This is a genomic window from Bartonella sp. 1-1C, assembly GCF_002810325.1.
In the GTDB taxonomy this organism is placed as follows: Bacteria; Pseudomonadota; Alphaproteobacteria; order Rhizobiales; family Rhizobiaceae; genus Bartonella; species Bartonella rochalimae.
In genome coordinates this window covers 338,547-360,984 of sequence record NZ_CP019489.1, presented here as the reverse complement: position 1 = coordinate 360,984, position 22,438 = coordinate 338,547, and the positions used below count along the sequence as shown (strand labels likewise).

Below are 22,438 nucleotides of genomic sequence, written 5' to 3'. Positions count from 1 at the left end.
TCTATTCCAAATCTTGAATGATGATTATACACAAATCCCAATGATTATTATAAAAAGAATCTAAATGAACATCTGTTTGTTAGTATTTTCATTATTTCTTAATTATGTCTGTGCTAAAAGCTTTTGAGCTGCAGCACGTGCTTCTTCAGTAACTTGTTCTCCTGCTAACATACGTGCAATTTCTTCTGCACGTTCTTGAGTTTCTATTTTATTAATACTCGTAAAGCATCCTGTATCGCCGCTTTCAACTTTTGAAATCAGAAAATGATTATGGGCCTTAGATGCTACCTGCGGTGCATGCGTAACAGCAAAAACTTGAATATTTTTTGATAAACGCAGTAATCGTTGTCCAATTGCAGCCGCAACAGCTCCGCCAACACCTGTATCAATTTCATCAAAGACTAATGTTGGCGCTGATCCACGATCAGCTAATACAACCTTCAATGCTAATAAAAAACGAGACAATTCACCACCAGAAGCCACACTTAATATCGGCCCTGCTCGCGTTCTAGGATTTGTACGCACCCAATATTCAACACGATCAATACCATCTGGACTATATTTTTCAGCATCACTCTGTATTTCAACAATAAATTCTGCTTTCTCCAATCTCAACGCTGGTAGCTCATCCATAACGCTTGAAGATAAACGACGCGCTACTTCTTGACGCTTTATCGAAAGCGCTTGTGCTAATATGTCGTACTCTTTTTGCGCTTTTCGAGCTTCAGTCTCTAAATGAACGAGTGTTGCTTGAGCAGAATCAAAATCAGCAAGTTCAGCACACATCTTATCGCGCAACTGAGCAAGTTCATCTCCAGAAACATGATATTTGCGAGAAAAACCTCGAAGTGCAAAAAGACGTTCTTCTATTCGTTCTAACTCGTTAACATCAAAATCCAATGCTTGCATTGCAGCTTCGATACCATTTTGCGCTGTTGTGAGTGCATGCAATGCATCATCAATAGACTTCACTATAGGTATAATCAAATCCTGCGCTTCAGGAATTTTCCGCTCCAAACGTCTTACCAAATTAGCAAGAACAGGGATTGGTGATTTTGAACCTCCTAAGAGATCATCAGCCTCTCTAATATCTGTTGCTATCTTTTCTAATTTAAGCATATCAGCCCGACGAAGAGACAAAGCATCTTCTTCATTAACTTTGAAATCAAACTTATCAAGTTCTTCTACACTTGCACGAAGATAATCAACTTCACGTGCAGCACTTTCAACTTTAACACGTTGTTGTTGCACACGTTCTTTTAACGTATGCCATATGCGATAACACTCGCGCAAATTTTCTACTTCACTTTCAAGACCACCAAAAGCATCTAATAATTGACGATGTGTACTAATATCAACAAATGCACGATCATCATGTTGTCCATGAATTTCGACCAACATACGGCCAATATCACGCATCAATGTAATGCTAATCACTTGATCATTCAGAAAACCACGACTACGACCATCACTTGATTGTACACGCCGTAGAATGATATCACCGTCACAATCAAAACCATTTTCACATATCAGCCGCCGTACAGGATGTGAAACAGGAACATTAAAAACAGCTGTTACTTGCCCCTGTGTCATACCATGACGCACAAGGGAAGAATCTCCACGTCCGCCAAGAGCCAACAATAGAGAGTCAAGTAAAATAGATTTCCCCGTTCCAGTCTCCCCAGTTAAAACGGACAAACCTTCTGTAAAATGAATATCAAGTCTTTCGATCAAAACAATATTATGAATCGAAAGTTGGACCAGCATATGAAATTAATTCACCTTGCTCTTATTGCCACTCAAAGCACGAGAAATCCAAGAAGATTTGTGCTCTTTAGGCGATATACTATTTTTTTGCAGTAAATCATAAGAAAATTTATACCATTTACTTTCTGGATAATTTCGCCCCAAAATCGCTGCTGCCGTCTGCGCTTCCATAGTTAATCCGAGAGCAAAATTAACTTCTGTCAATCGGAAAAGTGCTTCTTCAATCTGATTTGTATCTGGATACTCTTCAATCACAGTACGAAATCTTCTACTTGCTGCTAAATATCGCTGACCTTCTTCATAATAACGACCAATCTGCATTTCCTTACCAGCTAATTGCTCTCGACCAAAACGTATTTTAGCCTTAGCATCGCTGACATACTCTGATTCTGGATAGCGTTCTATCAAAACCTGCATAGCAGCAATAGCACGCTTCGTATCCTGCTGATCACGTGTAACATCAGGAATCCGACGGAAAGAAGAGAGACCAATAATATAGTAAGCATAGGCAGAATCATCCGCTAGCGGATAAAGAGAAATATAATGCTGTGCCATAGCAATTGCATCATCATACTTAGCTAACCGATAATTTGTAAAAGCACCCATTATTAATGATTTACGACCCCAATCAGTATAAGCATATTGTTTTTCAATAATAGCAAACTTTTTTGCTGCTTCACTAAGGCGCCCCACATCAAGATTAGCAAGTGCTTGATTATACAAAACATCTGGTGGATCTATTTTTAAAACATGCATCGATGGATCGAGGATATTTTTTCCTTTACCTAAACAACCTGCTAAAAAACAAGTTCCTCCTAAAAGAACCCCAATCAAGACTTTGCGTACAATGGTCAATTTTCTATGCTCTATATTCCCAATATACTTATCAGGTTTTTTCATAGTCTCTCGGCCTCCAGAAAATATCATTTTACAGAAAAATACTCATCAAATTTTGTATCATATCATTTTCAAATCAACTAACAAAATTTATATACTCTAAATCTATAATCCGCCTTTAAATTATATAAAAACCAAGTAAATTTTTTAAATTTTATTTTTGCCCTATTTACACATTACTTTTTTCGTAACATGATTCGCCCTGTAAAACAGTCTTAACTAATTTTGAATTAAGAGCATGCCCACTACAATAAGAACGGAATAATCCAATAAAAGGCGCACCAAGTAAGGCAGTATCGCCGATAGCATCAAGCATTTTATGTCGAACAAACTCATTTTCAAAATAAGCGCCAGATGGATTAATAATTTGATCATTAAGACCAATAATAAGAGAGTTTTCTAAAGAAGAACCTATTCCTTTTCCAGAAGTCCATAATTTTTCCACATCCTTAACAAAACCAAAAGTGCGCGCACAAGACAAATCATTTTTAAATCCTTGTGCAGTAAGATCAAAACTAAGATGTTGTTTGCCAATAACAGGAGTAGGAAAAGAAATTGTAACATCAAAACGACACCCATCAAACGGCAAAAACTCAGCCATACCATTTGCTGTTTCAACACGCACTGGTTTTTTTATAACAAAATAAGACCGCAATGCTGTTTGCTGAACGATACCTACCTTTTCAAAACCTTGACAATAATCCCATGAGCCACCATCCAAAATAGGAACTTCATTACTTGACACATCAATGATGAGATTATCCAAATTATACGCAGCAATTGCGGCCATCAAATGTTCAATTGTCTCAACTCTTATATTTCCATGTCCAAGCACTGTTGATAATTCAGTTTCTCCAACTTGCGATGCATGCGCTGGAAATATTTGCTCTTTCCCATCTATGCCATAACGCTTAAAAATAATACCACATTCAATATCAGCTGGCTCAATCTTCATAACAGATAAATGTCCACTATGAACACCACGTCCTTCAAATATTAATGTATCTTTAAGAGTCGATTGATATTTCTGTCCCAATTAATAATACCACTTCATTAATATGCTTAATAATTTTTTGCAATCCTCATAAGACTATCAAAAATTATCTTTACAATAGATAATAAACCCATTTAATGAATGGATTTATTATTTTCTATAAAAACTCTATAAATTTTACTATAATAAAGTTTTCATTATATAATGGATAGAAATATAGAGTTCTCTTATTTCAATTTTCTATACATTAATTTGCTTGGCGACGCAAAAATGCTGGTATTTCCAACTCGTCCTCTTCACTGATACAAATGTTTTGATCCTGCGATGCAGGTTGCTGCAACTCAGTAGAATAACGAGGCACATAAACAGAAGTATCTTGAGAAAACTCCTGAGGATTGGCACTAGAAATATGAAAATCTTTGTGCGAAGAAGAATTGACAGCAGGCTCTAACCGAGCTTCTGGTTCAATTTCTTCACGATACGTCAAACTTTGTTTCAAACGCTGCCAAAGATTACGTGGTCCTTGATCGACATTAGAAAAATTTGTACTTGGCCCCCGAATAGAAGACGGAAAATCTTTTAACTCAGGCATACGCACCGGCGTTGAACAAGATTGTGTTTGCACTTGTTTTTTCTTCTGTTCTGCAATTCCAACCTTGTCATCAAGAACGTGTGCTGTTGCTTCCATTCCCACTGCTCTAGCCATAGGTTGTTGAGAAACACAACCAACTTGCATACGTAATGGACTTGATGTCTTTGCATGTATATTTTGCCCATAAGGAGCGGTGTTTACAGTTCGTGGAGTGTATGATGTATCTGTAGTCGGCACAAAAAATTGACTTTTTGGACAAAACGGCTCTTCAATTGGTTGTTTCATTTCTACTTCTAGCGCTTCTATAACTTCTACCATTGATTCAGAACGCAAAGACGATGATGACTGAGAAGCAGTCTGCGTTACTCCAGTATCATTTTTACGCATTGAAGCTAAGGGTCGATGAAATTTAGGATGTGAAGGTTGTATTATATCATTAATCTCACGATCAATACCAGTAGCAACCACCGATACACGAATAACACCCTGAAGTGACTCATCATCAATAGCACCAAAAATAACATTTGCGTCAGCATCAACTTCTTCTCTAATACGATTAGCCGCCTCATCCACTTCAAACAAGGTCATATCACGACCACCCGTAATAGAAATTAAAAGACCACGAGCTCCACGCATAGAAGTGTCATCTAACAACGGATTTGCAATAGCAGCTTCAGCAGCAGCCAAAGCACGTCCATCACCAGATGCCTCTCCAGTCCCCATCATTGCACGACCCATTTCATGCATAACAGAACGAACATCTGCAAAATCAAGGTTAATCAATCCTTCTTTAATCATCAAATCTGTAATAGAAGCAACACCAGAATAAAGAACTTGATCAGCCATAGCAAAAGCATCAGAAAATGTTGTTTTTTCGTTCGCAATACGAAAAAGATTTTGATTTGGAATAACGATTAATGTATCAACCGATTTTTGTAATTCTTCTATCCCAGCTTCTGCTGTCTTCATCCGACGTGCACCTTCAAATTGGAAAGGCTTTGTCACAACACCAACAGTCAAAATACCTTTTTCACGTGCCGCATTAGCAACAACAGGTGCCGCTCCGGTTCCTGTACCTCCGCCCATACCTGCTGTAATAAAAACCATATGAGAATCTGCAAGATGATCGATAATTTCATCGATACATTCATCTGCAGCAGCTTGGCCAACTTCTGGTAGAGCACCAGCACCTAAACCTTCTGTTACTGCTGCACCTAGCTGGATAACACGTTCAGCTTTTGACATAGCCAAAGCCTGTGCATCTGTATTAGCAACAACAAAGTCAACTCCTTGAAGGCCAGCATTTATCATATTATTTACGGCATTTCCGCCACCACCTCCAACACCAAAAACGGTAATACGTGGCTTCAATTCCGCGATATCTGGCCGGTGCAGATTAATTGTCATGTTTTTTTTCCTTCTCATAAAACACCGCAAGCCAAAGCGATGAAAATTAATACCCAAATAGACCTACTAAAAACTCTCACGCAACCACTGACCGACACGTTGAAAATACCCACCTGTGCCAGTTGATAATTGTCTCACTGTTGTATGAATTGTTTTTTCTTCGAAACCCGCTAATTGCGGATAGATTAACAATCCAACAGCTGACGAAAACGCTGCTCCTTTTGCAGAAGCAGGAAGCCTAGAAACACCTAAAGGCCGCCCTATACGAACATTTCTTCCTAATATATTACGCGCCATCTCTGGCAACCCAATTAACTGGCTTGCCCCTCCAGTTAAAATAACACGCTTACCAACAATATGACCAAACCCAGAACAACTCAAACAATCACGAAGCATTTCTAATATTTCTTCAACACGCGCCCGAATGATACGACCAAGAACTGCACATGGATATTGAGTTCGCTCATTTCCAATTTCAGCGACATTAATCATATGATGAGCATCAGTAGTTTCTGAAAGTGTTGAACCATACATAACTTTTAAACGCTCTGCTTCTTCAATAGACATAGATAATCCCCGTGCAACATCAAGAGTTATATGGTGCCCACCAATTGAAAGTGTATCTGCATGAACAAATTTTCCTTCAGAAAATATTGAAAATGTTGTTGTTCCTGCCCCAAAATCAATACATGCAGCTCCTAAACGTGCCTCATCATTAATCAAAACTGCAAGACTACTCGCAAAAGGTGTTGCGACCATTGCTTCAACACTTAAATGAGCGCGATTAATACAAGCTTCCAAATTACGTAAAGATGCTGTTTCTGCTGTCACCACATGCACATCCACCCCAAACAATTCGCCCATCATTCCAACAGGATCAGAGATTCCTTTATCTCCATCCAATATATAAGATATCGGAACAGAATGCATAATATGCCGTTCAGCCTCAAAAGCTTTACGCGAAACATTTGCCAAGGCCATACGCATATCACGCGCAGTAACTTCACGCCCACCCAAATGTACTGTACCGTTAATAAAAGTACTTTTTAATCGGTTTGAGGAAAAATTTACAATAACTGAATCTACCACTAAACCAGCCATTTTCTCTGCAGCATCAACAGCTAAACGTATTGATTGCTCCGCTGCAAGCATATCCATAACAACACCAGATTTAATTCCACACGAGCGCTGTACACCAAAACCCAAAACTTCCATAAAATGTGTACGACCGTGCAAATGTTGCGGATATTTCAAAGGACGTAAACAAGCAATAAGACAAACAACCTTACTTGAACCCACATCAAGAACTGTTAGAAAACGCGTCTTGCGCCCCCTCCCATGATGATGTGATTTCAAAAACATCATATATTCCTTTCTTTTAATACCTTTAAAATACGTTCTTCTTCCATTACTGTCGCACGATGCTGTGCTAACACTTCATCTGACAAAGCAATCGTTATTCGATCAGAAAGACGTAAATCAATGCTTAAAGCGTCCCGAGAAAAAAGATCTTTTGCCGTATTTGTCTTAAAAAGAGCAACAAGCCTTTCAATAGCCCCTTCTTCAGGCAACATAATACGCACCCCATTTTCTAAAAAAATATCCCAACGTCGATCACCCACACGCACATAAGCACGAATACGATCACGGAATTGCGAATATGGTAACAACGACTGAATAAATAACTTCGCTGCTTTTTGCGCTCCCTGACCAACAACAAGTGGTAAATTCTGAACTAAACCGGTCTGAAATGGTAAAATAATACGCCCTGTATCATCAATCACATCCATTACACCATCATGTTGCCAAATTGCGTATGGCTCACGCTCTACCATTGAAATACATATCCGGTTAGGATAAATTTTCCGAATATCAACCGATTGAATCCAAATTTGTTGTTCTAAAGTAGAACGTGCTTTATCAACGTCAAAGCTAATAATTGATGGATGAACATCAAGCCCTAAAAGCTTCAAAACATATTGTTTTGTCACATTTTTATTGCCACTCATATCAACATGAGTAATCACAAAACCAAAATTTAATGTCACAAGCCTTATAATTCTATTCATATGACCGCTGGAAACAATGCCATAAAATAAGGAAAGCAAGAAAAAAGAAAAAACAGCAAAAGAGCCAAAATAACGCGGCACATGAATATCAGAAAATACAAATTGCAATATAAATCGGAGAAAGCAACGATAAAAACGTGGAAAAATTGGCACTGATAGTGCCTTAAAAATTCCCATTTCGCCAACATTTAACGCATACATGACGCGTCCTCCACTATCCATTTAACAATGTCGCTATAAGTACGACCACTTGCTTTTGCAATATCTGGCACAAGAGAGGTTGATGTCATACCAGGCTGCGTATTAATTTCGAGCCAAATTAGCTCTTCCGTTTCTTCATTAAAACGAAAATCAGAACGACTAACACCTCGACAACCTATCGCTTGATGTGCTACTAAAGACATTCTTTGCACTTTTTGGTAAATATTTAATGAAAGTTGTGCAGGACAAATGTGAATAGAACCACCGGACTTGTATTTTGAATCATAATCATAAAACTGGAAATGTTGATCAGGTATAATCTCACAGACATCTAAAACTTCATCACCCAAAACAGCGCAAGTAAGTTCCCGACCAGGAATATACTTTTCAACGATTACCTCATCTTTATCCATCCGCTCAGAGCTTGCGATATTATGAGGTGGAAATGCTTCATCGCCATTCACAATAATAACACCAACGCTTGATCCTTCATGCACAGGTTTAATTACATAAGGCGGTTCCAAAGGATGTTGTGATCCAATCGCACAACGATCCATTACATAAGAAGGAGCAACAGGAACACCAGCACTAGCAGCAATAATTTTTGCCCGCCCTTTATCCATTGCTAATGCTGACGCCATCACTCCAGAATGCGTATAAGGAATTTTCAAATATTCAAGAATGCCTTGAATACGTCCATCTTCACCAAACGAACCATGTAATGCATTAAAAGCTATATGTGGTTGTAATTTCTCAAGAATAGAAGCAATACGACTATCAACATCTACACGAGTTACAGAATAACCATGAGCTTCAAGAACATCAGCACAAGCAGAACCAGAAGATAAACTTACAGAACGTTCTGATGAAAGCCCTCCCATCAATACAGCTATATGCTTACCTCTCATAACAATTTATCCTTCTTTATATACTAAATACAGAATATATAAAAATAAAAAATACTATATATAGGAAAGAGCTAGATTTATCTTTGCGAATCAATAGCCTAGCATTCTCCCTAGTGAATCAGACTCAAGAGCCTGACGCAAGAGCTTCTCTGCTAATTTATTGATTTTTAATAGATTTTTTTTCTTATCTCTTTGAAATGACTCAATTTTTTAGTTATAAAAAAATCAATTATTCTGATCAAAAGGAGAGACTATACGATCTTGTTCAAATTGGCCAATACGCTGTATTTCCCACTGCAATAAATGCCCTGAATGAGCAAAAACACGAGCACGCACTGTTTCTCCTAATTTTTCAAGATCATAACCTGTTGCTTGATCGATATTAATCATAAAATTACAGTGCATCTCACTCATTTGAGCACCACCAATCTTTAAACCACGACACCCTGCCTCATCAATAACACGCCATGCAGACGTACCTACAGGATTACGAAAAGTGGAGCCACCCGTTTTTTCACGAATAGGTTGCACCTTCTGCCGATGCAAAGCAACTTCCTCCATAGCTGCACGGATATGATTTCTATGCCCTTGCTCTCCTTCCAATAAGGCAGCAACAAAAACAAAATCATCAGGAACATCGCAACAACGATAAGAATAATGTATATCGTTCACACTCAATATATGGCGTTGCCCTTTACGATCAAGCGCATAAACTTCAACAACTCGCTCAGCGGTCTCAATACCATTAGCTCCAGCATTCATTTTTAATGCTCCTCCACAACCACCAGGAATACCATGATAAAAATGAAAACCAGAAAGTTCCGCTTCTAAAGCTGCTGCAGCCAAATGTTTACCCGCTACCGCAGCACCAACCAAAAAGCGTTTCGATGACACTTGCTCCAACTGCCCAAAACCTTTTGCTGAAAGACGAACAACAACTCCAGGGATCCCCCCATCACGTACCAGAAGATTAGAACCAATCCCCACAATCGTTATAGGAATGGATTCAGGCAAAGACTGAAAAAATAAAACTAAATCTGCTTCATCAGAAGGTTGATAAAAAATCTCAGCGATTCCACCGGTGCGAAACCATGTCACCTTACGCATATCGACATTAGGCATTAATTTGCCTTGTATACCACGTAACGCCGGCTGTAATTTCTTTAACAGCCCTTCACCATCAATCGGCTGAAAATTTGTCATTGTTATCAAGTACCATTAATTGATTGGGCAATGCGTAAGCCCATTGTGTGATGCTACCAGCACCCAAAAAAACCACATAATCACCAGATTTAGCGAATCTAGATACAATAGAAATAACATTTTCTAAACTATTAATCAGATGCACATCACGGTGGCCAGCCATCTGAATATGCTCAACTAATTCTTTAGAACCAAAACCAGCTATTGGTTCTTCACCAGCTGCATAAACCGGTGTAATCATCACTGTATCTGCATCATTAAAACAAGTAGAAAAATCATCAAATAGATGATACAAGCGCGTATAACGGTGCGGCTGCATAATCGCAATGATGTTTCCTTTTGCGCTCTCACGTGCTGCATGCAAAACTGCTTTTATTTCAACTGGATGATGCCCATAATCATCAAATATCTCAACTCCATTCCAATTCCCTGTTTTCGTAAAACGTCGTTTGACACCCCCAAACTCTGCTAATCCTTTTTTTATAGCTTCAGGTGAAATGCCGAGTTCATGTGCAATAGCAATTGCTGCAGTAGCATTAGAAACATTATGCTTTCCCGACATCGGTAAAATCAAATTGCTGATCTCAATTTTTTCGCCTGTTTTTCGTGATCGAATAAGAATATCGAAACACGCTTTTTGGCCCTCCATCGAAAGATTAAGAAAACGAATATCTGCTTGTGGATTTGCACCATACGTAATCACCCAACGATCATGAATACGACTAGCTAATGTCTGAACTTCTGGGTGGTCAATACACATAACGGCAAAACCATAAAAAGGCACATTTTCTACAAACTGCCGAAAAGCTTCGCGTATAGCATTAAAATTGCCATAATGGTCTAAATGCTCAACATCTATATTGGTAACAACAGCTATATCAGCCGGCAATTTTAAAAATGTCCCATCACTTTCATCGGCCTCAACCACCATCCAATCCCCATCCCCCATGCGTGCATTGGTCCCATAAGCATTGATAATACCGCCATTAATAACTATCGGATCAAAACAACCTGCATCAAGAAGTGCAGCTACCATTGACGTAGTCGTTGTTTTTCCATGCGTACCACCAATAGCAATTGTCCGACGAAACCGCATTAACTCAGCAAGCATTTCTGCTCGCTTAACAACTGGTAAATGCCTTTTTTGGGCAGCAATATATTCAGGATTTGTTTTCTTAATAGCAGTAGAAATAATAACAACTTCTGCTGCTCCTAAATTTTCAGCACGATGTCCTATACAAATATTAATGCCCTTATTCTGCAAGCGTTCAACATTTGCGTTATAAGTTTGATCGGATCCTTGAACTTTATAACCAAGATTATGAAGAACTTCAGCAATTCCGCTCATACCTATACCTCCAATTCCTACAAAATGGATAAGGCCAATATTAAGCGGCATTTTCATCAAATAATTCCTTTTTAATATCTAATAATGATCGTTCTAAAATCAATGCTTCAACCATATTTGCCAAAATAACGGTTGCATGAGGTTGCCCAACTTTTTTTGCAGACAGTGCTTGTTTTTCCAATAAGTGTGGCTCACAACAAACTTTTGTCAAGAGAGAAGCAAGTATTTGTATATCTAAATTTTTTTCTACTATAATCTGCGCTCCTCCCATTTCAGAAAGTTTAGCCGCATTCTCTGCTTGATCGTGATCTAGAGCGTAAGGATATGGAATAAATAAAGCTGGCCGACCAATCACAGCTATTTCACAAACTGTTGAAGCCCCAGCACGTGACATAATAAAATGGGATTGAGCGATATGTTCAGCCATATTATCAAAAAAACGTGCAACTTCTGCCTGCACTCCCATATCACGATAAATTTTCATGAGATCTATGGTTTCATCATAAACCTGCTGAACAATGCGTAAACGTCTCCGTATATTTTGATCAAGTAAGGTCACTGCTCCAGGAACAACTTGTGAAAAAAAAGCTGCCCCTTGGCTTCCACCAAAAACCAAAAAATGAAATGGTTGTTCACCTATAGAAGGACAATAAGGAATCTTTGCAGCTTGAAGAATAGCCTTACGAACAGGATTACCTGTCATGAATGTTTTATGAGCATAAACACTGTTAGCTGATAATAAACCACCGGCAATAGCATTAACTCTAGACGCCAATAATCTATTAGCACGCCCCATAACAGCATTTTGCTCATGAATAAATGTCTTATATCCTATTAAGGTAGCAACTAAAAGTGGTGGAAAGGTAGGATAACCACCAAACCCACCGACAAGAACAGGTTGCAATTTACAAAAAAGCATCCATGATTGAAACATTCCCTTTAACAAATACCAAAATGTTTTTATAAGTGCAAAAGGATGACGTCTTACAAAGGTTGCTGATGAAATAACATGAATATGTTTCTCATCAAAATGGCGGACAAAACGCTTAGCTCTTTTATCTGTCATCAAATGAACATCATATCCACGTTCTCTCAGTTCAACAGCAAGCGCTTCTGCAGGGAAAAGATGCCCACCTGTACCACCAGCAGATAAAACAATAACTTTTTTATGTGTCATCAGCAGTATCCGAAACAAAAGTTGATAAAACAGTTGAAATACGCGCTTCTGGCCAACGACGTGTCAAACTCAGTAAAATACCTATCGAAATTGCAATTGCTACCATAGATGAGCCACCATAAGAAATAAAGGGTAGCGTCATACCCTTTGGAGGCATTAGGTGAAGATTAACCGCCATATTAATTGCTGATTGAAAACCAATTATCATTGCTATACCAGCAATACCAAAACGTGTGAAGATATCACGAGTGTTCAACGCTATATAAAGAGAACGTATAACAATAAAACCAAAAAGTGCTGTAATCAATAAACACAAAATAATACCATATTCTTCAGCTGCAACAGAAAATACAAAATCTGTATGGCTATCAGGAATAATACGTTTCACTGTACCTTCACCAGGACCTCGACCAAACCATCCACCATTTAAAATAGCTTCACGCCCTACATCAACCTGAAATGTATTACCCTCCCCTGTTAAAAAACCATTGATACGTTCACGGACATGATGAACAAAAAAATAAGCTAAAAAGCCTCCTAAAACGCCCAAAATAAGAAATAAGAAGACGACAAGAAGAGGCATACCTGCAATAAAAAATAAGCCACCCCATGTTGCACTTATTAAAAGTGTTTGACCAATATCTGGTTGCAAAATAAGAAGCGTACAACAAATCACATATAGTGCAATAACCAATATATAGATAAGAGCACTTTTACGCTGTACCTGTTCCGCAAAAAGCCAAGCAGATACAATAACAAAAGCCGGTTTCATAAATTCCGATGCTTGTAAAGAAATACCAAACACAGAAATCCAACGCCGTGCTCCTTTTAGCTCAAGACCAAATAATAAAGTTGCAATCATAAGTACAAGCGTTGCAAACAGTAATAGAATACATAAACGGCGAATATTACGAGGCGAAAAAAAAGAAATAATAATCATGATCACAAATGCAGGAATACTAAAAATAATATGCCAACGAACAAAATAAAAACTATCAGAAATTCCAATTTTTTTTGCAACAGAGGGACTAGCTGCAAAGGATAGCATGATACCAATTCCCATAAGGATCAAACAAGCAGTAAAGATAGAGCGATCAATTGTCCACCACCAATTAGAGATTGGGCCTCGATCTGCACGAGTTATCATCATCTTCACTTTACCTTTTATAATCATATCTAAAAAAAATAATATGATTTTCCTAATATCTTTGATGAGCAATTTAATCTAAATTACACTCAAAAAGATTCTCGACTGTTAACATAAAATAACTTTTTACAATTCTTGCTTCTTTAACTGCATAACAAGAGAAACAAAAGTCTCCCCACGTACCTCATAATTCTTAAATTGATCATAACTTGCACAAGCTGGAGAAAACAACACCACAGCTTCTTTCTCCATATCACGGGCTGCATCACTAGCCGCTTCGCGGACTGCATTTTCTAAATTCAAACTCATCGAAAAAGGAAAAGCAGAACCGATAATGCGTGCAAAATTTTCCGCTGCACTACCAATTAAATATGCTTTACGAATCTTATAAAAAAATCCTTTAAGAGCATCAATCCCACCTTCTTTTTCCTGCCCTCCAACAATCCAAAAAATATTATTAAAAGTAGTCAATGCAGGAACAGATGACTCTGCATTGGTAGCCTTACTATCATTAATAAACAAAATAGATCCAATTTTACATACCTGTTGCATTCGATGCGCAAGCCCTAAATAGCTTGCTAAATGCTCTTCTATATCTAAGGTAGTAATTTTTAATATCTGCAAAGTTGCTAAAGCCATAAGAGCATTTTCTGCATTATGACTTCCACGTAACGAAGTTATATTTGCCAAATCTGCAAGCATATGATGTTGCCCATGATAAATAGCAAAAAGTTTTGTTCCTTCTACATAAAAACCATTTTTAACAACATGCTCTTTAGACACTGGATCAATTGAATAACCTTCACTAAAAAGCTTTTGATATAAAGCACAGCAAACTAAACTATCAATTGAAATAAGAGCACGAGAAGCTCTAGAAACAACACGTTCTTTGACCTGCACATAGCGTTCAAAGCTACCATGGCGATCAATATGATCAGGTGTTAAATTCAACAAAAGACCAACAGTTGGCTGAAGAGATGGAGCTAATTCTATTTGAAATGACGAACATTCAATAACATAAATACGCTTTTTTACAAATGGCTTAAGCGTTAATATTGCTGTTCCAATATTGCCTCCCATTTGCACATCATAACCCATTTTTTCTAAAAGATGAGCAAGTAAAGCAGTGGTTGTTGATTTACCATTTGTACCCGTAATAGCAATAAACGGAACATCTTGGTCATCAAAACCATTTTGCTGTAAAAAAAGATTACGTGCACGAACAAATAGCTCAATATCACCGATAATTTCGATATTTTCTTGACGCGCTTTTTCAACAACCCAATGTGGCCTTGGATAAGTTAAAGGCACTCCAGGAGCTAAAATCAACGCAACAAATTCTGTCCAATCTTCATAATACAGATCCTTTGTGGGAATATTTTCCTTACAAGCAGCTTCCACACTAGAACAATTATCATCCCAAGCAACTACTTCTGTACCACAAGCAATTAAAACTTTTGCTGTAGCTATTCCTGATTTCCCTAATCCAAATACAGCAACTTTTTGACCTCTATAACACTCAACAGAAATCAAGATTTCACCTCAATTTAAGTGTTGAAAGACCAATCAATGCTAAGACAATCGTAATAATCCAAAAACGTATCACAATCTGACTTTCTGTCCAACCTTTTTTCTCAAAATGATGATGAATTGGCGCCATAAGAAACACACGCGTTTTCGTCAGTTTGAACCAACCTACTTGAATAATAACTGACATCGCTTCTAAAACAAAAAGTCCACCAATAATAGCTAAAACAATTTCGTGCTTCGTGGCAACAGCAATAACACCTAGCAACCCGCCAAGAGCCAAAGAACCAGTGTCTCCCATAAAAATAGCTGCTGGAGGCGCATTATACCATAAAAAGCCCAGTCCAGAACCAAAAACTGCTCCAAGTAAAACAGCTAACTCACCCGTGCCCACCACATAATGAATTTGTAAATAATCAGCAAAATTCATATTCCCAGACAGATAAGCAATCAATGCAAAAGATAAAGAGACAATCATCACAGGAACAATAGCAAGCCCGTCAAGACCATCCGTTAAATTAACAGCATTACCAGTACCTACGATAACACAAGCAGCAAAAGGAATAAAAAACCAACCCAAATTAATAAAATAATCCTTTATAAAAGGCAAAGCTAATCCTGGTGAACCAACTTTTAAAATAACAAAACAAGCAATGACTGCAATTACAAATTCCAAACTTAATCGCGCTTTTCCAGAAAAACCTTTATGCGTTTGTTTTGTCACTTTAAGATAATCATCATAAAAACCAATCATCCCAAAAGAAAGCATAACAAACAACGACACCCAAAAATAAGTATTTAATAAATCACACCATAAAAATGCTGATACCATAATACCAATTAAAATCATTAATCCACCCATAGTAGGTGTCCCAGCTTTTTTAAAGTGAGTTTGAGGACCATCAGTTCGAATTGGTTGTCCTTTCCCCTGCCGACTTTTGAGAAAAGCAATAATACTTGGACTAAACAAAAAAACAATCAAACCTGATGTTAAGATAGCTGCAACAGTTCGAAAAGTAATATACCGAAAAACATTAACACCTGGAATCCAATCATTCAGCAAGGAAAAAAATAGCATCATAGCGCAAAAACCTAATAAAATTATCAAGAAATGACTTTATAGCGATTAAGAATTTCAGTCACAATATTTGATAAATAAATATGGTGTGATGATTTAATCATAATAAGATCTCCATTTGAAATTTCTGAAAAAACAAGTGGAAAAATTTCCTCAATATTTTCAGCATGATAAACAGTAACATAAGCAGAAAGATCTCTGGCTAAAACGCCCATTTCTTTACCAACCAAAAAAACCAAATCAGCACCAGAAACACGAATGGGTTCCAACAAATCACGATGTAATTTTTTACTATGATCCCCTAATTCAAGCATATCACCCAAAATAGCAATTCGTTTCCCACCTACACCTATTGGTCCTGTTGCAAGAAGATCAAGAGCAGTCAGCATAGAAACAGGATTAGCATTGTAACTTTCATCGATTAAATGAAACATACCACCATTTGATAAAGACAGCTTATAAAGAGCTCCACGGCCTTTTTGAAGAGAAAAACGACCCAAAGCGAGCGTAATATGTGCCAAATCAGCACAAACCGTATCACAAGCTGCAAGAACACTTAAACCATTTTGTACCATATGTTGACCAGGCGCACCGATTTTAATCATCATATCTTTCTGATAAAAATGTACAACCATACAAGAGCAATTCTCTAAAAGGCGAACCTCCTTCACTTGATAATCAGCAGAATTAGAACGGCCAAAACTTCGAATTTCTTTCACACCACATTGTTTTGCTTTTTTAAGCAAATAAGAAAAAAAATGATCATCTGCGTTTAAAAGAGCTATACCATTTTTGTCTAATCCTTCAAAAATTTCAGCCTTGGCATCTGCAATTTCTTCAAGATCTTTGAAAAATTCCATATGCCCAGCTGCAATACGGGTGATTAATACCACATGCGGACAAACCAACTTCACCAAAGGACGAATTTCATTTTTATGATTCATACCAATTTCAAAGATACCATAATCACTATCTATAGGCATTCGCGCCAAAGTCAGTGGGACACCCCAACAATTATTCAAAGAAGCAAGATTAGCATGAACCTTTCCAACAGTTTCAAGTGCTTGTTTAAGAGCTTCTTTTGTAGTTGTTTTCCCCACAGAGCCTGTAATAGCTATAATTTTAGCTTTTGAACGTTTACGTGCTGCTTGCGCGAGCTTTTCTAATGCCTGCAAAACATCAGGAACGACAATCAATGGAGCTGTTATTTTTTTCATTTCGTCTAAACGATTTTGTGCAACCACCAAAACTCCAGCACCTTGTGCATAGGCGTGCGCCGCAAAATCATGACCATCAAGATGGTGTCCTTTAATACAGAAAAAAATATCACCTGCGACAAGAGTCCGACTATCAATAGAAACCCCAGGAAAAATTTCTGGTAAACATCCAATTGTAAAACCATCCATTGCAGAAATGAGTGCCTGTTTATCCCATAAAGCTATCACTTATTCCGCTCCTTTAAAGCAGCAATCACTTTCAAACGATCTGAAAAAGGATATATCTCCTGACCTATAATTTGTCCATTTTCATGACCTTTACCTGCAACAATTAATGTATCTCCAGCTTTCAGCAATTCCACCGCATACTCAATTGCTTGACCACGATCCGCTATTTCTATTGCTTCGGGCACTGCCTGTAAAATATCTTTTCGAATTTTCTCCGGTGCTTCCGTGCGAGGATTATCATCGGTTACAATCACAATATCAGCTTTATTTCCTGCAATTTTTCCCATCAAAGCTCTCTTTCCTTGATCACGATCACCACCACAACCAAAAACAAGAACTAAACGTCCTTGTGTAAAAGGACGAACAGAAAGTAACATCTGCTCTAAAGCTTCTGGCTTATGTGCATAATCGACGTAAATAGGTGCACCATCCTCTGTGTTTCCAACTAATTCTAATCGGCCAGGTGCCCCTTGCAATTTTTCAAGAGAACGAAAAACCATATCTGAAGGTGCATTTGTCGCAATCGCTAAACCTGCAGCCATAAGTGCATTAGTTACTTGAAAATCACCAGCAAGTGGCAAATCAAATGTATAAATATTATTTCCCATCCGACATTCAACACGTTGTTTTAATCGTTGATGTTCAACACGATTAAGCGTGATGAATTTTCCTGTGCGACCAATTGTCAGAACTTGCCGGTGAGCTTGTCTAACAGTATCGATAACCTTTTGTGAGTAAACATCATCTGCAAAGATAAGAGCAGGTGCATCTTGCGGTAAAAGCGTATGAAATAGTCTCATCTTAGCATGAAAATAATGCTCTATGGACTTGTGATAATCCATATGATCACGCCCTAAATTGGTAAAAGCAGCTGCCGCTAAATGCACTCCATCAATCCGACATTGATCAAGCCCATGTGAAGAAGCTTCAAAGGCTGCATGTGTAACACCTTCATCATTAGCAATTTCACATAATAAACGCTGTAACATTACTGGATCAGGTGTGGTTAGAGAACCAATATCATGACGTTTAGGTGATACAACGCCTACTGTTCCTATACTAGCAGCACAAAAACCAATATATTCCCAAATTTGCCGAACAAAAGACACAACCGATGTCTTACCGCTTGTACCTGTAACAGCAACCACTGTTTCAGGTTGAGAATTATAAAAACGGGCAGCTGCTATAGCTAATTTATGACGTGCATCCAACACATGAATAACAGGAATAGATAAGTTCTCGAAAACAAAATTATTATCTGTAATAATGACCCGTGCACCACGCTGTATGGCATCATTTACATACTTTTTGCCGTCGCTTTGATTTCCCTTAAGGGCCACAAAAACATAACCCGGTAATACTTGACGAGAATCAGCACTTATCCCTGTAATTTCGATTGAGGCAAGACAATCATCTTTAATACACTCTACAAATAATTCTCCAAGCAACATGGCTATTTACCTTTATATTAGTTTTTCATTGTTGTTTTCGGTAATCTCAAATTGCTTTTTGTTCTTACAATTGGTTGATACTCTTTTTTAAAATCCGGTTCTATTCCAAGAAAAATAGCTGAACGTCGAATGATGTTGGCAAGCATTGGAGCTGCATTCATTGCTGCTGTTGCTGAATGTTTTCCATCTTCTGGCTTAGGCTCATCAATAATTGTTAAGACAATATAAGAAGGATTATCTATAGGAAAAGCAGCTAAAAAGCTATTAAAGTTCTTTACTTTAGAATACTTTCCATTTTCAACTTTTTCAGATGTTCCTGTCTTACCACCAATACGATAACCTACTACCTTTGCATTACGCCCCGAACCAATATCACTATTTAACTTATAAAGATAACGCATATCTTGGCTTGTTTGAGGATGAAGAACCTGCTTAGCATATTTCAAAGCCTCTTTTTTAGAGCGTTTTAAAAATGTAGGATCAATTAACAAACCACTATTCATTAAAGCAGCAGCAGCCACTGCTGTTTGCAATGGCGTTGTTGCCATACCATGTCCAAAAGAAATCGTCATAGAATTGATATCCTTCCAATAATGGGGATAAATCGGTTGGGCCACTTCAGGCAATTCCGTTGATATACGCTCAAGTAAACCAAGTCGTTTTAAAAAATTACGATGTCCATCTACTCCTATTGCCAATGCCTCTTTAGCAGAACCAATATTAGAAGAATAAATAAAAACTTCCCACAATTTTAAAAGGCGATTTTTCCCATGAAAATCACGAATAAAATGATTACGACTTGCTTGAATTGGTTGGGAAGCATCAATAATACTGTTCAAATCAAAAAGCCCTGAATCAAGCGCCATTGCTGTGGTGAAACTTTTAATAATTGACCCCATTTCAAAAGTTCCAGCGGTCATGCGATTAAAGCGGTCACTTTTAAGAGCATCAACAGGATTTGCAGGAGAAAAATCTGGCACTGATGCCAATGCTAAAACTTCACCTGTATAAATGTTTAAAATAATAGCACCCGCAGCAATTGCTCGATAACGTTTCATGGCTTCCATCAATTCATCATGTACAATTGCCTGAACACGTATATCAATAGAAAGTTGCACTGGCTTCAATGATTCCTCTGTAGCAAGACCGGTAGCACGAAGAACACTCAATCCATTATCATCAATATATTTTTCCATGCCAGCCAAACCTTGATTATCAACATTGACCATACCAAGAATATGTGAAGCTATAGATCCTCCTGGATAAAAACGACGTATTTCAGTACGAAAACCAATACCTGGAATGCCAAGTTCCATAATTTGCGCCTTTTGCGTTGGAGTTAATCCACGTTGAATCCAAGAAAAACCAGAATTTCTTTTTAAACGTTTATGGACTTCCTGCCAATTCAGTTTTGGCAAAACTGTTGAGATTAATTCGATCGTCTCATCTACATCAATAATACGACGTGGTTCAGCAAAAAGCGAATAAGTTGTAATATCTTTTGCTAATAAACGCCCATTGCGATCAACAATATCAGGTCGAGAAGCTAATTGCACTATCAACGGCCCTTTTGCTTCTTCAATTTGACCACCTTTAATCCCATAAAAAATAAGGCATTTCCCTATAAGCCCATAAAGAAAAAGAAAACACAATAAAGCAAAAATCAAACGTGGACGATTAGAATACGGCTGATACATAGAAGAAGGTAAAGATTTTAACTGATTATTTGAATAATTGTTCTTTTGTGAAAATAAGAACGACAATTTCATCACCGCCCACCTTTTTGAACAAAACTATTTCTATGAACACTACGATTCTCAGCTAAAAAAGCTTTATCATCGTCTTCAAAGGTATTCTGCTTGATCAATTCTTCAATTTTATCTTGCAAACGCATTGGAATATCTTTTAATTTTACAACTTGACGTGGCTGTATTAACTCTAAACTCAGTTCTTTTTTGTAACGTTCTGCAAGTTTTCTCATGCGTGAAGGATCAATCATTACAGCCCATTCAGTATGAAGCAAATTAACCATATTTTTTTCTTCTGCAATTTCCCGCTCAATACGTTTCACTTCACCAATCTGTTTTTGGACCCCATATTTAACCTTGTAAGTAAGACCCGCTATACAAATCATAACCACTACTAAAATCATATCGAATGTGCGAAAAATTATCATTTCTTACTGCCTTCAAAACGAACAATTTCTGCCAAACCAAATAATTTCATATCTGCTGCAATAGCAACTTCTTGAGTCCGTACCCCCATACGCAACCTCGCAGAACGTGCACGAGGATTGTGCTGTAACTCTTCTTGAGTTGGGGTTTTCACACCTTTAAACAAAGGAATAAAGGTTGCTGGAGCTGATTTTATTTCAGGAAGATAACGTGATCCCTTTTTATGACCAGAACGAGCAGAAAAAAATTTTTTTACCATGCGATCTTCAAGAGAATGAAAGCTAACGACTGCCAAGCGTCCTCCTGCTTTTAAAACACGCTCAGCAGCGAATAAACCACATGCAAGCTCGCCAAGCTCATTATTAACATAAATGCGTAATGCTTGAAATACACGCGTTGCAGGATGAATATGATCACCTAGTTTTCTTCCTATTAAAGACTCAATAGCATGCGCAAGATCAATTGTACGCAAAAAAGGGCGAATACAACGACGTTTCTCAATCATCCGAGCAATTCGAACTGCATAACGCTCTTCCCCAAATGTTTTAAACAGTTGCGCCAAATCATCCGCCCTTAAATAATTAACAACATCAGCTGCTGTAAAACCAATCTGCCCCATTCGCATATCTAATGGACCGTCTTTTTGAAAAGAAAAACCACGTTCAGGTTCATCAAGTTGCATGGAAGAAACACCAATATCAAGAATAACGGCGTCGACTTTCTCTTCTACTATATGATCCAACTGTGAAAACTCTGCTTGAACTAAACGGAGACGTGGAAAAAATTGATCAACAAGTGCTTGTCCCTCACGAATTGCATGAGGATCACGATCAAGAGCGATAACTTCTGCACCCGCATTCAATAGGGCGCATGAATAACCGCCAGCACCAAAAGTGCCATCAATCACTTTTGCTCCAGCTAATGGTGCAAGCTCAGCTAATACTGACTGCAACAATACTGGAATATGGCGTTCGACTCCACTATCCTGCCTTCTCAAAATACCCCATCTTGATCTATGTTTTACAAAATCATTAACCATCGATGGCATATGAG

General features: G+C 37.8%; 18 protein-coding genes. All 18 read right to left on the bottom strand.

The window, feature by feature from the left end; genetic code table 11:
• Window positions 1–102: 102 nt before the first annotated feature.
• The 18 genes from recN to rsmH all read right to left on the bottom strand — a co-directional run bounded on the left by recN (window position 103) and on the right by rsmH (window position 22,424).
• Window positions 103–1,767: a DNA repair protein RecN gene (gene recN / locus B11cv2_RS01460; RefSeq protein ID WP_100693009.1), complete on the bottom strand. Its 1,665-nt coding sequence runs from the start codon at window positions 1,765–1,767 to the stop codon at window positions 103–105.
• 6 nt (window positions 1,768–1,773) lie between these two features.
• The gene (locus B11cv2_RS01455) at window positions 1,774–2,667 is read right to left on the bottom strand and encodes an outer membrane protein assembly factor BamD (RefSeq protein ID WP_100693008.1); all 894 of its coding nucleotides are present in this window, start codon (window positions 2,665–2,667) and stop codon (window positions 1,774–1,776) included.
• A 166-nt stretch (window positions 2,668–2,833) separates the two neighbouring features.
• Window positions 2,834–3,700, bottom strand: a complete 867-nt coding sequence (gene lpxC, locus B11cv2_RS01450; protein WP_100693007.1) for a UDP-3-O-acyl-N-acetylglucosamine deacetylase — start codon at window positions 3,698–3,700, stop codon at window positions 2,834–2,836.
• Between the two features lie 205 nt (window positions 3,701–3,905).
• Window positions 3,906–5,657: a cell division protein FtsZ gene (gene ftsZ / locus B11cv2_RS01445; protein ID WP_100693006.1), complete on the bottom strand. Its 1,752-nt coding sequence runs from the start codon at window positions 5,655–5,657 to the stop codon at window positions 3,906–3,908.
• A gap of 66 nt (window positions 5,658–5,723) precedes the next feature.
• A complete protein-coding gene (gene ftsA / locus B11cv2_RS01440; RefSeq protein ID WP_100693005.1) occupies window positions 5,724–7,022 on the bottom strand; it encodes a cell division protein FtsA in 1,299 nt (432 codons plus the stop codon).
• Window positions 7,019–7,948 (bottom strand): cell division protein FtsQ/DivIB, encoded by a 930-nt coding sequence (locus B11cv2_RS01435; RefSeq protein ID WP_371410317.1) that lies wholly within the window; start codon window positions 7,946–7,948, stop codon window positions 7,019–7,021. Before B11cv2_RS01435 ends, ftsA begins: the two co-directional genes overlap by 4 nt.
• The gene (locus B11cv2_RS01430; protein ID WP_100693003.1) at window positions 7,915–8,835 is read right to left on the bottom strand and encodes a D-alanine--D-alanine ligase; all 921 of its coding nucleotides are present in this window, start codon (window positions 8,833–8,835) and stop codon (window positions 7,915–7,917) included. Before B11cv2_RS01430 ends, B11cv2_RS01435 begins: the two co-directional genes overlap by 34 nt.
• Before the next feature lie 225 nt (window positions 8,836–9,060).
• Window positions 9,061–10,038 (bottom strand): UDP-N-acetylmuramate dehydrogenase, encoded by a 978-nt coding sequence (murB, locus tag B11cv2_RS01425; protein ID WP_100693002.1) that lies wholly within the window; start codon window positions 10,036–10,038, stop codon window positions 9,061–9,063.
• Window positions 10,016–11,443, bottom strand: a complete 1,428-nt coding sequence (gene murC / locus B11cv2_RS01420; protein WP_100693001.1) for a UDP-N-acetylmuramate--L-alanine ligase — start codon at window positions 11,441–11,443, stop codon at window positions 10,016–10,018. Before murC ends, murB begins: the two co-directional genes overlap by 23 nt.
• Window positions 11,427–12,563: an undecaprenyldiphospho-muramoylpentapeptide beta-N-acetylglucosaminyltransferase gene (gene murG / locus B11cv2_RS01415; protein WP_100693000.1), complete on the bottom strand. Its 1,137-nt coding sequence runs from the start codon at window positions 12,561–12,563 to the stop codon at window positions 11,427–11,429. The genes murC and murG overlap by 17 nt, the downstream gene beginning before the upstream one ends.
• Window positions 12,553–13,710: an FtsW/RodA/SpoVE family cell cycle protein gene (locus B11cv2_RS01410; RefSeq protein ID WP_100693927.1), complete on the bottom strand. Its 1,158-nt coding sequence runs from the start codon at window positions 13,708–13,710 to the stop codon at window positions 12,553–12,555. The genes murG and B11cv2_RS01410 overlap by 11 nt, the downstream gene beginning before the upstream one ends.
• Before the next feature lie 126 nt (window positions 13,711–13,836).
• Window positions 13,837–15,243: a UDP-N-acetylmuramoyl-L-alanine--D-glutamate ligase gene (gene murD, locus B11cv2_RS01405; protein WP_100692999.1), complete on the bottom strand. Its 1,407-nt coding sequence runs from the start codon at window positions 15,241–15,243 to the stop codon at window positions 13,837–13,839.
• 4 nt (window positions 15,244–15,247) lie between these two features.
• On the bottom strand, window positions 15,248–16,318 hold the full coding sequence (gene mraY / locus B11cv2_RS01400; protein WP_100692998.1) for a phospho-N-acetylmuramoyl-pentapeptide-transferase: 1,071 nt from the start codon (window positions 16,316–16,318) through the stop codon (window positions 15,248–15,250).
• A gap of 23 nt (window positions 16,319–16,341) precedes the next feature.
• Complete coding sequence (gene murF / locus B11cv2_RS01395; RefSeq protein WP_100692997.1) at window positions 16,342–17,760, bottom strand: UDP-N-acetylmuramoyl-tripeptide--D-alanyl-D-alanine ligase; 1,419 nt, start codon at window positions 17,758–17,760, stop codon at window positions 16,342–16,344.
• Entirely contained in the window at window positions 17,757–19,211 is a 1,455-nt protein-coding gene (locus B11cv2_RS01390) for a UDP-N-acetylmuramoyl-L-alanyl-D-glutamate--2,6-diaminopimelate ligase (protein WP_100692996.1), read from the bottom strand. Before B11cv2_RS01390 ends, murF begins: the two co-directional genes overlap by 4 nt.
• 17 nt (window positions 19,212–19,228) lie before the next feature.
• Window positions 19,229–20,980, bottom strand: coding sequence for a penicillin-binding protein 2 (locus B11cv2_RS01385; RefSeq protein WP_100692995.1), 1,752 nt, complete (start codon window positions 20,978–20,980; stop codon window positions 19,229–19,231).
• The gene (locus B11cv2_RS01380) at window positions 20,980–21,387 is read right to left on the bottom strand and encodes a hypothetical protein (protein ID WP_100692994.1); all 408 of its coding nucleotides are present in this window, start codon (window positions 21,385–21,387) and stop codon (window positions 20,980–20,982) included. Before B11cv2_RS01380 ends, B11cv2_RS01385 begins: the two co-directional genes overlap by 1 nt.
• On the bottom strand, window positions 21,384–22,424 hold the full coding sequence (gene rsmH, locus B11cv2_RS01375; protein ID WP_100693926.1) for a 16S rRNA (cytosine(1402)-N(4))-methyltransferase RsmH: 1,041 nt from the start codon (window positions 22,422–22,424) through the stop codon (window positions 21,384–21,386). The genes B11cv2_RS01380 and rsmH overlap by 4 nt, the downstream gene beginning before the upstream one ends.
• Window positions 22,425–22,438: the final 14 nt, after the last annotated feature.